Source organism: Flavobacterium solisilvae, assembly GCF_012911605.1.
Lineage (GTDB): Bacteria > Bacteroidota > Bacteroidia > Flavobacteriales > Flavobacteriaceae > Flavobacterium > Flavobacterium solisilvae.
This window is the reverse complement of sequence record NZ_JAAMPT010000207.1, coordinates 262692-278144: the sequence shown is the minus strand read 5'-3', so window position 1 is coordinate 278144 and position 15453 is coordinate 262692. Positions and strand designations below refer to the sequence as shown.

At 34.4% G+C, this 15453-nt stretch carries 12 protein-coding genes; 5 read left to right on the top strand and 7 right to left on the bottom strand.

What is annotated here, in order from left to right; translation table 11 throughout:
- Positions 1-37: 37 nt before the first annotated feature.
- Entirely contained in the window at positions 38-2014 is a 1977-nt protein-coding gene (locus G6042_RS09970) for a T9SS type A sorting domain-containing protein (RefSeq protein ID WP_169524287.1), read from the bottom strand.
- Positions 2015-2062: 48 nt separating this feature from the next.
- Complete coding sequence (locus G6042_RS14300) at positions 2063-2407, bottom strand: hypothetical protein (protein ID WP_235933282.1); 345 nt, start codon at positions 2405-2407, stop codon at positions 2063-2065.
- 31 nt (positions 2408-2438) lie between these two features.
- On the opposite strand from G6042_RS14300, the gene G6042_RS09965 reads away from it, so the two are divergent.
- The 5 genes from G6042_RS09965 (at position 2439) to G6042_RS09945 (ending at position 7525) form a co-directional block, all read left to right on the top strand.
- The gene (locus tag G6042_RS09965) at positions 2439-2639 is read left to right on the top strand and encodes a DUF5522 domain-containing protein (RefSeq protein WP_169524286.1); all 201 of its coding nucleotides are present in this window, start codon (positions 2439-2441) and stop codon (positions 2637-2639) included.
- A 20-nt stretch (positions 2640-2659) separates the two neighbouring features.
- Positions 2660-4636 carry a urocanate hydratase gene (locus tag G6042_RS09960; protein WP_169524285.1) on the top strand — a complete coding sequence of 659 codons (1977 nt, stop codon included), beginning with the start codon at positions 2660-2662 and terminating at the stop codon, positions 4634-4636.
- Positions 4637-4703: 67 nt separating this feature from the next.
- Positions 4704-5237 carry a DUF4136 domain-containing protein gene (locus G6042_RS09955; protein WP_169524284.1) on the top strand — a complete coding sequence of 178 codons (534 nt, stop codon included), beginning with the start codon at positions 4704-4706 and terminating at the stop codon, positions 5235-5237.
- A gap of 152 nt (positions 5238-5389) precedes the next feature.
- Positions 5390-7150, top strand: a complete 1761-nt coding sequence (locus G6042_RS09950; protein ID WP_169524283.1) for an aromatic amino acid hydroxylase — start codon at positions 5390-5392, stop codon at positions 7148-7150.
- 66 nt (positions 7151-7216) lie between these two features.
- The gene (locus G6042_RS09945; RefSeq protein ID WP_169524282.1) at positions 7217-7525 is read left to right on the top strand and encodes a rhodanese-like domain-containing protein; all 309 of its coding nucleotides are present in this window, start codon (positions 7217-7219) and stop codon (positions 7523-7525) included.
- Here the strand turns inward: G6042_RS09945 and G6042_RS09940 are convergent.
- The 5 genes from G6042_RS09940 to G6042_RS09920 form a co-directional block, all read right to left on the bottom strand.
- Entirely contained in the window at positions 7520-8203 is a 684-nt protein-coding gene (locus tag G6042_RS09940) for a DUF4230 domain-containing protein (protein ID WP_169524281.1), read from the bottom strand. The genes G6042_RS09945 and G6042_RS09940 overlap by 6 nt on opposite strands.
- Before the next feature lie 98 nt (positions 8204-8301).
- Positions 8302-11418 carry an Ig-like domain-containing protein gene (locus G6042_RS09935; protein ID WP_169524280.1) on the bottom strand — a complete coding sequence of 1039 codons (3117 nt, stop codon included), beginning with the start codon at positions 11416-11418 and terminating at the stop codon, positions 8302-8304.
- 76 nt (positions 11419-11494) lie between these two features.
- Entirely contained in the window at positions 11495-12949 is a 1455-nt protein-coding gene (locus tag G6042_RS09930; RefSeq protein ID WP_169524279.1) for an SUMF1/EgtB/PvdO family nonheme iron enzyme, read from the bottom strand.
- Positions 12950-13024: 75 nt separating this feature from the next.
- Positions 13025-13672 (bottom strand): response regulator, encoded by a 648-nt coding sequence (locus G6042_RS09925; RefSeq protein ID WP_169524278.1) that lies wholly within the window; start codon positions 13670-13672, stop codon positions 13025-13027.
- A 1-nt stretch (position 13673) separates the two neighbouring features.
- Positions 13674-15383 carry a tetratricopeptide repeat-containing sensor histidine kinase gene (locus tag G6042_RS09920; protein WP_169524277.1) on the bottom strand — a complete coding sequence of 570 codons (1710 nt, stop codon included), beginning with the start codon at positions 15381-15383 and terminating at the stop codon, positions 13674-13676.
- Between the last annotated feature and the right edge of the window lie 70 nt (positions 15384-15453).

The window sequence follows — 15453 nt, the reverse complement described above, 5'->3', positions numbered from 1 at the left end:
AGGATTTTTTATTTAATTTATTTTGAATTTCTTATTACTATTTTGTGCTTTTAGATATTAATACTTTCTGCGAAAAATTACCTTTATTCGTTTTAACATTAACGATATAAACCGCTTCTGCAATTCCAGATGTTGGCAATTTATATTCAGTTTCTGTATTTAATTTCTTTTTCTCTAAAATTCTTTTTCCAGTAATATCAAATAGGCTAATTTCTTTTACTTCCAATAAATCCGGATTAGTTACAACTAAATTTTGCAGACTATTATTTTGATAAATCGTTATATTATTTTTAGTTGGATTATCAACACCTAAAGTTCCGTTTCTAAATGTAATCTCAAAACGATTTTCATAAACACCTTGAGGAAGTGATATTTCAAAAGAACCATCCATTATATCATGATAAACTCCAGTTAGTCCATCATATAGATAAACATGCTCTAAATCATCAAAATTAATAATATTTCCAACCGAAACTTTATACGTTGACGCTGCACCCGAACCAGCCTTCAAAGAAAAAGGAATTCGTTTATTGATATCAAATGGCAATGTTGAAATCACAATAGGTTCTGTTTTACCAACAATAGACAGATAAACATCACTATTCAAACTTTCGTTAGTAACAGCTTCCATTGCTAAATCATATCCATCCGTTGTATTTGGATTAAAAGCAATTGTTACTTCTTTAGTATTCAAATTGTTAATATTGGTATGAATTTTAATCTGAGGAACTTGTGCTTTAGAAAATTGTGTATAATCAACACCTGCAACATTTGGAATTTCATCCCAATATCCATTTTCAACAGATGATGATTGCATTGTTCTTTCAAACTGAGAATTATTAGCTGCACCTTCTTTCACAAAAACTCGATATCTGTTTCTCATATAAGCCTGGTTCAAAGCTGTTCCTGTACCAATTCCTTTCACAAAAAAACCTTGACCTATTGGAGAATACATTCTTTTGTAACGCTCTGTTCCTGCTCCACCACCAACTGTATTTACCGTTCCATTAAGATTTAAAGTATTCCAAGTTGCATTATTATACGTTCCAGGACCAAATGCATTAGGATTATTTGGAACGTAAGTACCATATCCTCCAACATATCCTAAAATGGCATGTGTGTTAGCTTGAGTTTTCGTATGTTCCCAAAAGAAAGCTTCACCCGTAATTGTTCCTGAATTAGGAGCAAAAGGATCAGGCAATCCAGGAGTTATTGCTCCGGTCACATAATCCACAGTATAACCGCTATTTTCCAACAAAAATAAATTCAAATTTATTGCTGACGAATAAGGATTTCCTATCAATGTTAATTTTTCATTACTTACATCTAAAGAAATCGTTCCGTCATTAGGCCTACCTCTAAAATCATAGCGTTGCGCAATAGTTAGAGGATCTAAACCATCATAAGGATTATTCACCGTAGATTCGCCAACATCAGTTAAATCACTACCTGAAACTCCTTTCATAGTAAAACCTTCTCCTGGCTTAACTGTATAAGTATTCCCAACAGCAATCCAATCTGCATAAACAGCTGCTCCATTCACAATTGGGGTAAATCTATAAATCCAATGAGAAGCAATAGAAAGTGGTGAGGAAATTCCATTCAAATTAGAACTTGGCAAAATAATAGCAGGATTACTATCTCTAACCGAAGTTGGTCGGTGCAATAATCCTATCCCAAAGTTCCCATACGTTGGTCCTGCAACCGGATTACCAACAGGTGAACCCCAATAATTGTATGCATAATTATTTGAAGTACCTTCTTGATATACCGAAAGACTACCATTCCCCGAATTTGTTGAAACACCAGTCGTTCCTTGTAAAAATTGACCTTCTCTTCTCAATAAAATCCTTCCATTATCAATTGGTGCTGTAACATCTTCCTGTAAATTAACATCCTGTTTTACATACACAAATTGATTTCCAACATACATATAGTTATTAGAACCCACAAAAAGCTGCGAATAACTATTCAAACCACAAAATAAAACTAGCAATCCTATAACTTTTTTCATACAACGAAAATTTGTTCAAAAGTAATAAATTTCAAAACAATATCTTACTCAAAAGAAAGATTTTTCAGATTTGACGTATTTAAAAAAACCATACAATCTCCTATTCGACAAATAATTACTATCATTATCATTCAAATAAGCTTCTCGCTCAAACGAAATATTGTAATATGCTTTCTTCCAATTTCTATACAAAATCAACCGAATAAAAAACTCCAAAAAATACCATACAAAAAAAGGCAGAACCAATAATTCAAGTTGCTGTCTAATGTGAATTCGCTCATGATTAAGCAAAATCCAATTCGCTTTATCTTCCTTTTTTTTCAAAAAAATAAAAGGAAAAAATGTAAACCCGCTAAATCCTTTCGGAATTAAATATTTAGAAACAATTATCAACATTCACTATAAACCTTTAAATTTGTCAACTATGAATAACCAAAATAACGAAAAAAAACCAATAGAAGGCGAAGATTATTATCTAACGCCCGAAGGTTATCGATGTTTCACCGAAAAATACCACCTAAAACGTAGCTATTGTTGTAAAAGCGGTTGCCGACATTGCCCATATGGATTTGATAAAAAAACTGGAACTATAAAAAGCACAAAAAACAATAACACTAAACCATAAACAACAAACTACAAACAAAAATGACTTTTCAAGAACAAATACTACAAGGAATTCCTGCTGTTTTACCTAAAGTTAAACCGTATGAAAAAGAAATAAATCACGCACCAAAGCGCAAAGAAATCCTTTCGGAAGAAGAAAAAAAATTAGCTTTAAAAAACGCTTTACGCTATTTTGAACCCAAACATCATGCCGAATTACTTCCTGAATTTAAAGCTGAACTCGAAACCTACGGAAGAATTTATATGTATCGTTTGCGTCCCGATTACAAAATGTATGCGCGACCAATTTCGGAATATCCAGGAAAATCGGAACAAGCAAAAGCTATCATGTTGATGATTCAAAACAATCTGGATTACGCCGTGGCACAACATCCACACGAATTGATAACCTATGGCGGAAACGGAGCTGTTTTTCAAAACTGGGCACAGTATTTATTGACCATGAAATATTTGGGCGAAATGACCAATGAACAAACACTTGTTATGTATTCTGGCCATCCAATGGGATTATTCCCTTCGCACGAAAATGCGCCACGAGTTGTCGTAACCAACGGAATGGTAATTCCAAATTATTCAAAACCCGATGATTGGGAAAAAATGAATGCACTTGGCGTTTCACAATACGGACAAATGACTGCTGGAAGTTATATGTACATCGGTCCACAAGGAATTGTTCACGGAACTACAATCACAGTTTTAAACGGATTTAGAAAAATTAAAAAATCACCAAAAGGCGGATTATTTGTAACTTCTGGATTAGGCGGAATGTCTGGAGCGCAACCAAAAGCCGGGAATATTGCAGGTTGCGTAACGGTTTGTGCCGAAGTAAATCCAAAAATCACTCACATTCGTCATTCACAAGGTTGGATAAATGAAATTATTGAAAACATTGATGAATTAGTTCCAAGAGTTAAAAAAGCACTAGCAAATAACGAAATTGTTTCCATTGCCTATCTCGGAAATGTAGTTGATGTTTGGGAACGTTTCGACCAAGAAAATCTGCATATCGATTTAGGTTCAGATCAGACCTCACTACACAATCCTTGGGCTGGAGGTTATTATCCAATTGGATTTACTTTCGAAGAATCTAACGATTTAATGGCAAATAATCCTGATAAATTCAAAGAAGAAGTTCAAAAAACATTGCGCCGTCATGCAGCAGCAATCAATAAACATACTGCAAAAGGAACGTATTTCTTTGATTATGGAAATGCATTTTTACTTGAAGCTTCTCGTGCTGGCGCAGACATTATGGCTTCAAATGGAATTGATTTCAAATATCCAAGTTACGTTCAAGACATTATGGGACCAATGTGTTTCGATTACGGGTTTGGACCATTCCGTTGGGTTTGTGCTTCGGGAAATCCTGAAGATTTGGCAAAAACTGACAAAATTGCCTGCGATGTATTGGAAGAAATGATGACAACTTCTCCTGAAGAAATCCAACAACAAATGGCAGATAACATTCAATGGATAAAAGGCGCACAAGAAAATAAATTGGTCGTTGGTTCACAAGCCAGAATACTTTATGCCGATGCCGAAGGAAGAATTAAAATAGCCGAAGCTTTCAATCAAGCGATTGCTCGTGGCGAAATTGGCTATGTCATTTTAGGACGCGATCATCATGACGTTTCCGGAACCGATTCGCCTTATAGAGAAACATCAAACATCTATGACGGTTCACGATTTACAGCCGATATGGCCATTCACAACGTTATTGGTGACAGTTTCCGTGGTGCAACTTGGGTTTCCATTCACAATGGCGGCGGTGTTGGTTGGGGCGAAGTCATTAATGGCGGATTTGGTATGGTTCTTGATGGAACTAAAGAAGCATCAAAACGTTTAGAATCGATGCTGTTCTGGGATGTAAACAACGGAATTTCAAGAAGAAGTTGGGCACGAAACGAAGGTGCAATTTTTGCCATTAAAAGAGCAATGGAGACGCAACCTTTATTAAAAGTTACCATCCCAAATATAGTTGATGAAGATTTATTATAGTTTCAGGTTTTCAAGTTTCAAGTCAAACTTTATAGCCTGAAACTTGAAACTTGAAACAAATAAAATTATGAAAACACTTAAATTTCTACCGTTACTTCTACTCTTCGTTTTTGCTTCGTGCAGTTCAATAAGAGTGAATCAAGACTACGACAAAAATGCCGATTTTAGTCAATACAAAACCTATGCTTATCACAAAAGTGGCATTGACAAAGTAGAAGTTTCTGATTTAGACAAAAAAAGAATTCTACGTTCTATTGATGAAGCTATGGCAGCAAAAGGCTTTACTAAAAGTGAAAATCCAGATGTAATCATCAATTTTTTTACCAAAGAAAGAGAACAGGTTGATGTAAATCAATTCAATGCTGGCTGGGGTTATGGCTGGGGTTGGGGTTGGAATCCATGGATTTGGGGCGGAAGAACTTCAGTTAATCGTTATACCGAAGGAACTTTGACTATTGATGTTATTGATGCGAAGAAAAAAGAATTAATTTGGCAAGGCCAAGGCGAAGGAGTTTTAACCAAAAACGTAGATAAAAAAGATGAAAAAGTAAAAGAATTTGTATCTAAAATTCTTGAGCAATATCCGCCAAAGAGAAAATAAACAGTTTCCAATTAAGCTGTAAATAACAGTTGGCAGATTTTAAAATCACAAACCGTAACATCAAAAGTTGCGGTTTTTTTTATGATTTTTATCACACTTATAAAAAATGGAATTTGTACTTTTGACAAAGTGAGAAACAGAATAAAATTACCATGGAAGCACATTTTGAAAGCAACCCTTTAATTGATCGATTACCAAAGCATTTAAAGCAATTTATCAAACCGCAAGATTATGACGATTACACTCCAATTAATCAAGCTGTTTGGCGTTATGTAATGCGTAAAAACGTTGATTATCTTTCAAAAGTTGCTCACGAATCCTATTTGGAAGGTTTGAAAAAAACGGGTTTAGAAATAAACAATATTCCAAATATGTATGGAATGAACCGAATTCTAAAAGAAATTGGTTGGGCTGCAGTTGCCGTTGATGGTTTTATTCCGCCAAATGCTTTTATGGAATTTCAGGCCTATAATGTGCTTGTAATAGCTTCCGATATTCGTCAATTGGAACACATTGAATATACGCCAGCACCAGATATTATCCACGAAGGTGCAGGTCATGCTCCAATTATTGCCAATCCAGAATATGCTGAATATTTACGTCGTTTTGGCGAAATAGGTTGCAAAGCCATTTCATCGGCTAGAGATTATGAAATGTATGAAGCCATTCGTTTACTTTCTATTCTAAAAGAAGCAGAAGACACACCAGAAGAAGACATCAAAAAAGCAGAAGAACAAGTTGATTTTCTTCAAAATAATATGGGCGAATTATCCGAAATGGCTCAAATTAGAAACCTTCATTGGTGGACAGTTGAATATGGTTTAATTGGAACGGTTGAAAATCCAAAAATATATGGCGCAGGATTGCTTTCATCCATTGGAGAAAGTGCTTGGTGCATGACTGACGAAGTAACTAAAATTCCTTATGATATTTCGGCTATCAACCAAAGTTTTGATATTACAAAACCACAGCCACAACTTTATGTAACTCCCGATTTTGCTCATCTAAGTTTGGTTTTGGAAGAATTTGCCAACAGCATGGCATTGCGAACTGGTGGATTATCGGGTATAAAAAAATTGATAGATTCCAAATCATTGGGAACAATCGAATTGAGCACAGGAATTCAAATTTCAGGAGTATTTACTAACGTTATTGAACATGAAGGCAAACCAGTTTATGTACAAACCACTGGAAAAACCGCATTATCTTATCGTGAAAAAGAATTAGTTGGTCACGGAACGGAATATCACGCTGAAGGTTTTGGTTCACCTATTGGAAAACTGAAAGGAATTAATTTGGCTATCGAAGATATGTCGCCACGTGATTTGCGTGCGTATGACATTTATGAAGCCGAAAAAGTAACGCTCGAATTTGAAGGCGATATTGTAGTTTCGGGAGAAATTATTACCGGTTCAAGAAATTTACAAGGCGAAATTCTTTTGATTAAATTCAAAAATTGCACGGTTACTCACAAAGATACTGTTCTTTTCCAACCTGAATGGGGAATTTATGACATGGTTGTTGGCAAAAAAGTAATCTCGGCATTTTCTGGTGCTGCCGATGTGAATAGTTTTGACATGATTACTCACGTTCCATCAAGCAAAACGATAAAAGCAAAAAAATCTCCAGAAAGAGAAGAACTTGAAGGTTTGTACCTCAATATTAGAAATTTAAGAGAAGGAAAACAAGCCGTTTTATCTGCCGAAAAAACATTTGAAATAGTAAAAAACAATCATCCTAAAGATTGGCTTCTTCCATTGGAAATTGCGGAATTATGCGACAAAACCAATAACAATGAACTTCTTAACCAAGTGCTTATTCATTTAGAAAAAGTAAAACAAACTCGACCGGAAATTGCTCATTTAATTTCAGGTGGTTTGGAACTTTTTATGGAAAAAGTAATACTTGATTAGTGTTAGGTAACTTTTGTTACAACTCAAGTTATTAATCCGATTTACCTTTGCTTAAAAATTAAAACTATGGGATTATTAAGCATGTTAGGTCTTGGTGGAAAATCAGAAACTATCAAGAATTTTGTATCAAAAGGTGCCATTATTATTGACGTAAGAACCGTTGGTGAATTTCGTGATGGTCATATCAAAGGTTCAAAAAACATTCCTTTGGACAACATTTTTTCAAAAGTTAATGAAATTAAGCGTTTTGAAAAACCAATCATTGTTTGTTGTCGAAGCGGAATGCGAAGTGCTCAAGCAGCGTCAATCTTAAAAAATAACGGCATTGAAACGCTAAACGGTGGAAGTTGGCAAAACGTAGAAAAAAATCTATAACGCTACTTTTTTAACCGAAGTTTTAGTCAATTCTTCTCCATTGTATTCCAATTTCCAACCCATTGTATTGGTTAGAACTAAAATGTTGTAAAGTTCGCTAATCAATCGGTTTTTGGCATTGGTTTTAAGTGTTGACTTATCAATTTTTTTGGCAAGATTGGCTCTAACAATTTTATTTACTTTGTTATAATCATCGCCAGTAAAAGGATTTAGCGTACTTTGTTCCACATCATAATATTCGATGTTTGGACTAATTTTGATTTCTTCTTTGGGAATATTTAAAACGGAAACGGTTTTATTTTTTTCATCTAAATCATATTTTATCTGACGTAAATCATAAGCAACGGTAACATCGGCATTGACAATAATTAGTGCTTTTTTCTCGAAAGAAACTAAATCCATCAGGTATTTTTTTTGATCTTTATAAGTCAAAACTTCAGAAAAATGACCTTCGGTTACAACCAATTTACCCACATTTTTAATTTGTTTTTCAATCAAACTAGAATTATATTCAACTGTTGAACTTTCGCTTTTGGAAGTAAAAAATTTATATACAACTACAGCAATTACAATAAAAAGCAACAAATAAATCAATTTTCCTGAACGACCAATTGCTTGAACTATTGGAATTAATACATTTTTTAAAACTGTTTCGTTAGAATTTCTTCGAGTTGCCATTGGTTATAAATTTAAAACGAAGATAGAAAAAGGAATTATAGAAATGAAAAAACCGCCTCAAAATCGAGGCGGTTTTAACTAAGTCTAAAATAATGTTATCATTTTTTAATCACTTTACTGATTTTAATTCTTCCGTCATCCGCTTTAATTCTTAAAATATAAGTCGCTGTTGGCAGATTAGATAAATCAATAAAATCTTGCATTGAATTAAATTCTTTGACATAAAGTACTTGACCAATCATGTTGACCACTTCAACATTTTTTATTTGTTTTGTACTTTCAATATTCACAATATCTCTAGTAGGATTTGGATAGATTTTTATATTATTCTTTTCAAAATCATCAATTCCTAAGCATCCGCCAAGAGACATTGTTACCGCCAATCTTGTTGGACTTTCACATCCTGTAACTGTTTGAGAAGCATAATAAGTTGTTCCTGAAACCAAAGCAGTTCCATTTGGAATTACATTTCCAGCTGTTGGAGCATCATACCAAATTATGTCCGAACCGTTAACCAAAATTAACCCTACCGTTTCTCCTGAACAGAAAGTTTGATTTGCAAAACCTGTTGGCGCAGCTATTGTGTTTATTGAAGCTGTTACTGCAACTCTAGAAGACGTACAAGAACCATTTGTTGCTTCAACATAATAGGTTGTAGAATTTGAAATACTTGGTGTTATGAAACTTGTTCCAGTTCCAACCAAAGTTCCACCTGTTGGCGCATTATACCAATTCAATGTCCCAATATTAGAAGTTGCATTCAATGTTAAAGTTCCTGCATCGCATCTACTCGCTGGCGTTGTTGATGTGATTGTTGCTACAGCAGAAACTGTTGCATTAACAGCAGTTCTAGCCGAATTACAACCTCCATTAACCACTTCAACATAGTATATTGTTGTTGTATTTAAAGATGGAGTTGTAAAACTTCCACCTGTTGCCACTAATGTTCCACCAGTTGGAGCGTTATACCAATTAATTGTTCCAATACTTGCTGTTGCTTGCAATGTTACACTTCCATTTCCACATCTACTTGCTGGCGTTGTTGAAGTTATAACAGGAATTTCGTTAATTGTTGCTGTTACAGATGTTCTTGCTAATGATGTACAAACTCCGTTCGTCGCTTCTGCAAAATACGAAGTTGTTGAAGATAAACTTGGTGTGGTAAAGTTAGAACCAGTTCCAACTAAATTTCCACCAACCGGAGCATCATACCAATTTACAGTTCCTGATGAGAAAGTTGCTGATAAAGTAACCGATCCATTTCCACAACGTGAAGCTGGAGTAGACGATGTATTTGTTGGTCTATTAGTTACAGTAACTTCTACAGGAGTTCTAATTGATGAACAACTTCCATCAATTGCTTGAGCATAAAAAGTTGTTGTTGAACTCAAGCTTGACAATGAATAATTACTTCCTGTTGCCAATAAAGTTCCTCCTGTTGGCAAGTTGTACCAATTAACTGTTCCTGAACTTGCTGAAGCAGAAATATTAAATGAATCACCACTACAAATACTCGCTGGAGTTGTTGATGTTATTATTGGACTAACGTTTACAGTTGCCACAACCGATGTTCTCACAGAAGAACAAGATCCATTTATTGCTTGCACATAATAAGTCGTAGTCGTTGTAATGTTTGGCGTAATAAAACTTGTTCCAGTTCCAACTAAAGTTCCTCCAGTTGGTGCATTATACCAATTTAATGTTCCAGCATTTGCGGAAGCAAAAAGAGTAACGCTACCTGTATCACATCTATTTCCTGGAGTTGTAGAAGTTATACTTGGTGTAACATTTACTGTTGCTGTTACCGCAGTTCGCGCTGAATTACAAGTTCCAGAAGTTGTTTCAACATAATAAGTTGTTGTGGCACTAATACTTGGAGTTGTAAAACTTGTTCCTGTTCCAACTAAATTTCCATTGGTTGGTGCATCATACCAGTTTAATGTTCCGCTTGAAGCCAGTGCTTGCAACGTTACACTTCCTGCATCGCATCTGCTTGCTGGTGTTGTTGATGTAACCGTTGGTACGGCATTTATCGTTGCTATAACTGCAGTTCTTGGCGAAGTACAAAATCCGTTTGTTACCTGAACATAATAAGTTGTAGTTGTGGATAAACTAAATAAATTTAATGTTCCACCCGAACCCAATAATGTTCCACCCGAAGGTAAATCGTACCATTGAATTGTTCCTGAACTTGCAGTTGCAGAAAGCGAAATATTTCCAGTTCCACATCGAGCAGCTGGAGTTGTAGCTGTTATTGAAGGTGTATTATTTACAGTTGCAATAACCGAAACTCGAGTTGATGTACATGAACCTACCACTGATTCAACATAATAGGTCGTTGTTGCTGAAATACTTGGTGTTGTAAAACTTGTTCCTGTTCCAACTAGATTTCCTCCTGTTGGTGCATCATACCAATTTAAAGTTCCTAAAGTTGCTGTTGCTTGTAAAGTTACTGTTCCTGCATTGCATCTGCTTGCTGGAGTTGTTGAATTTACTACAGGAATTGCAGTAACGGTTATATAATCGGTAAAAGTAACTGTATCACTTCCGTTATAATTAGTTGCTTTAAATACTACCGTAAAAGTTCCAGCCGTATTGAACGTAAATGTTGGATTTTGAACAGTTGATGTACTTGGTGTTGCACCAGTTATTGTCCAGTTCCATACAAACGGAATATTAGTAGACGTATCTGTAAAGGTAACCGATTGACCTACACACAAAGCCGTTGTTGAAGCAGTAAAACTCGCCACTGGTGGTTCTGTTGGACAAATTGGTGTTGTTTTATCTATTGTAAATCCATCTCCTTCTCCTCCAAAATAAGCATAAAATTGTGCAGGAAATCCACAAACAGTACTTTCTAAAGTTTCTACTCCTGCACCATCTGAAACCCCACCAAAATAGGCGAAGAAAGATGGCGGAATTCCACAAGTTGTGGCACTTAATTCATCTGTTGCTGCACCATCTGAAACTCCTCCAAAATAAGCATATTGGAAGTTTGAAAATCCGCAGGTTGTTGCACTTAACTCATCGACACTTGCTCCGTCATTGTTTCCTCCAAAATAGGCATAAAAATGCGATGGAGTTGAACAACTTGTTGTGCTAATTTCATCTAAAGATGCTCCATCTGAAACACCTCCTTTATATTGTGAAAAAGCGTTGAATTGTGTCAAAAGAAATGTTAAGCAAACAACTAAATATATTTTTGTTGTTTTCATCTAATTTGATTTTTAAATTATTATAATTCATTGTATTGCAAATCAAAACTATTGAGATGCAAATCAAATTAGAATATTATCTTACACCACGACCACCATAAATTGGATATCTAGCCGCATCAACTGCTGTATTTCTGTTAGAAATTCTAGCTTGTGTTGCAGAATTAACATAATCACCTCCTTTAGAACAAATACCAACTGCGGTTGTAGGTGAAGGCCATGTTGCTTGATTAGAGTCGCCATTTGCTGTTAACGTTCCATCACCCAGAGTTCCATTAAATGCAGTACCTGTTGCATTAGCAGTAGTAACACATCTTTCTACTAAATTTCCACTCATTTCCATAACTCCATAATATGCCGCTCCTGAAGAAGCTCTACCAGAAGTTCCTGTTGCAAAAACTCCAACTTTTAATGGTCCATAAACACCACTAATACTTCCTACTGCCACAGCACAAGCACCGTTTATAGCCGGCGTGTAAGTTTCATTTGCTTGAAAAGAGTTAATTAATCCAGGAGAAAAACTATTTATAGGTGCAATATCCGTTGTTCCCCAAGCATATTCTCCAGCAACTCTTGGTTGTGTTCCTCTACATATTTTCTCAAATTCCATTTCTGTCATTGGTCTTAAAGCCGCCCAATCTAAATAAGCCGACAAATCAGCATAACTCATTCCGCTGTTAGCAATTGCCTGACCATCATCACTATTATTCTCTTCACCTGCAGTTGCATCACAAGCATAAACGGCTGGAATTGCAGCGTTGTTTCCTGGTGTCAAAATTCTTATTCCGTTACGGTAATTAAATCCTGTAAACATTGCATATGTACCAGCTTCACTAATTGGATCGTTGAAGGTTCTTGATTTTTGTTGATCATAGGTTAATGAATTTAAAAACTCCACATATTGTTGTTGAGAAATTTCATACTTCATAGAATAAAAAGCATTATATCCCATTGGAAAAGTTGATGGTACTGCTGCTGAACCGCCACCAATTATTGATGATGTTAATCCAGTAGATTGAGATGTTGAAGTTATTAAAATACTATTGTACGACGAAGCACTTACACCATCTCCTATTTCAAAATTTCCTTGAGGAATATTTACCATTTCAATACCAAAAACTTTGAAGTTATATGGCCCAGCTCCAAGTCCAGTCATTTTTAATGTGATGGATGTAGCAGCAATATTTCCGCCACCAAGAGCACTTCTTCTGATGAAAACTCCTTTACCATCGGCAACTGGATCTACCTGAAGTGGAGAAGCTGCTGAATGATCTCCTGCAACAGTACTTAAATTGGTGTGTGCCCATAAACGTGTATTACAATCTTGATATTTTACAAAAACCCAAACTGCATCCCAATTAGCAGGTGCAACATTTGCATTCCAACTATTATCCCAAGAAATAGTAAAAGTTATGTTATTTCCAGAAACGGATGTTCCCGTAATCTCTAAATTATTTGCTTTTGAATTGATAGCAAATAATAAAAATAATGCCGAAGCAATTTTTAAAAAGTAATTTTTTGTTTTCATCATTATAGATTTTTTAGTTATGAGACAAATCTATATGATAACTTAAAGCGACAAAATAAGGCAATTGCCTTATTTTAATTATATTAGATTATTGCTTTTTGCTTTTTGAATGGCTTCGAGTTTATTGTGCACTTGAAGTTTAGTATAAATATTTTCAATATGCTTTCTAACCGTTGATGGAGACAATATCAAATTATCAGCAATTATATTATAATTCAATCCTTTACTTAACTGTTCTAAAACTTCTATTTCACGAGTGGAAAGTTTAATTTCTTCTTGTTCTTTTTGAGCAAATTCAACTGGATTTCTTAACAATTTCAAAGTTTTTAATGCAATGGAAGGATTCATCGCAGCGCCACCGTTAAGCGTTTCGATAATTCCTTGATGTAAATCTTTTGGATTAACTTCTTTGAGCAAATAACCGTCAGCGCCAGCTTGAATTGCATTGAATATATTTTCATCGTTATCAAAAACGGTCAGCATGATAATCTTTAGTTGCGGATATTTTGATTTCACCATTTTTGTTGCTTCAATTCCATTGCATTCAGGCATTTCGATATCCATCAAAATTAAATCGATGTTTTTATTTGCTTCTAATTTTGTTAGCAAATCTTTGCCGTTTATGGCAGTAAACTTGAGGATTAAATCATCAAAAAAAGAGAGTTTCTCTGCAACTGCTTTTTGCAGAAAAACATTATCATCGACTATAGCTATTCTTACTGACATGTTATTTTTTATTAAATTTTAAAACAACCGTTGTTCCTTCTTTGAGTTGTGAAGTTACTAAAATTTCACCATTTAATTCTTTGGCGCGCTTTTTTAAATTACTCAATCCGTTTCCTAAATTGGTTGTTGCTTCATTAAAACCAATTCCGTTGTCTTTGATTATGATTTCAATAAACTGATTTTGACACAAAACCTCAACCGAAACTTTAGTTGCTTTAGCATGTTTTAAAGCATTATTTATTGATTCTTGAATAATTCTGTAACTGTTAATTCCTTCAACAGAACTCAACGAAATTGGTGCAAAATGATCTTGGCAATTGAATTCAAAATCAATTCCGCTGGAAGCAATTTGCGCATTTTCGATGAAATTAGAAATTCTAATTTTTAAATCTTCAAACGATATTTCGTCTTTGTTCATTGCCCAAATCGTGTCCCGAAGTTCCGCAATTGTCTCTTTAGTAAATCCGCTTAAACTGGTTAATTTATTGATAATTTTTTCGTCTTGATTTTTCAATCCATATTTCAAATTATCGATAGTAGAAATAATAAAAGTCAGCTGAGAACCAATATTATCGTGCAAATCTCTGGAAATTCTGAGACGTTGTTCTTGCAATTTATTTTGGGTTTCAATTTTCAATAAAGCATCTTTCAACTCGTTTTCTTTTTGCAATTGAAGTGTTTTTTGCTTTTGTTTAGAAAACAACAAAAATCCCAATAGAATTGCGATTATTGCCAATGAAAATCCGCCCAAAATCCAAAGATTTTTCTCTGCCAATTTTGCTTTTTGGATTAAAATTTCTTTCTCTTTTTGTTCGGTTTCATATTCAATATCGAGTTCCGATTGTTTATTTCTAACATCAGAATTAAAAATACTATCTTTAACTTCGATATGGTTTTTAAACGCTTGAAGTGCTTTTCTAAAATCTTCATTTCGTTCATAAACACTCGATAATTCTTTGTAATTATCTTGTGTCAAATAAGGAAAATCGTGTTTTTTACTCCATTCGATTGCTTGCTTAAAATAGCTTATCGACTGTTTATCATCTTTAATTTGTTTAAAATAAAACCCATAATAATTCAGGTTTTCGGCAATTCCATAAACATCTTTGATATCGCTTCTAATTTTGTAAGCATAATCCAAAAGCGTTTTGGCTTCACTGGGTTTATTCTGCATCAATTTAACCAAAGCAATTTTGTTGGCGCTGTATGGAATTCCTGGATTATCTTTTAATTTTTCTTTAATTTTCAAGGATTTATTATAGAAAAAAAGTGCGCTATCTAGTTGATTTTGCATTTCTTTCAAAACTCCATAGTTGTCATAAATTCCACTCAAACTGAATTCGTCTTTTATCGATTCCGCCAGTTTCATTCCTTTTTGCATATACATAACAGCTGAATTCATATCACGAAGTTTCAACTGATAACCATAAACTGCAAATGAATTAGCCTGTTTGTCTTTTAAATTTAACTGTTGATACAATCGGGTTGCTTTCAACATATACGCAGTATTCAAATCGTATTTTCCTTGAAAATAGTACATCAAACTAAGATTTGAATACGAATCGGCTATGCCAATTTTGTATTTAGCTTTTTGAGCTTTAGCTAGATTATCTTGATAAATTTTCAGGAATTTTGTGGTGTTTGCAATTTTTGATTGATATGGAAGATTGTTTACTGAATCGATTTGTTTTGTTATGTTATTTTGTGCCAAAGCGGTTTGACTTTTAAAAATTAAAAGAAAAAAAACGACCAATATTGTATTGATTTTTATCATCATTGGG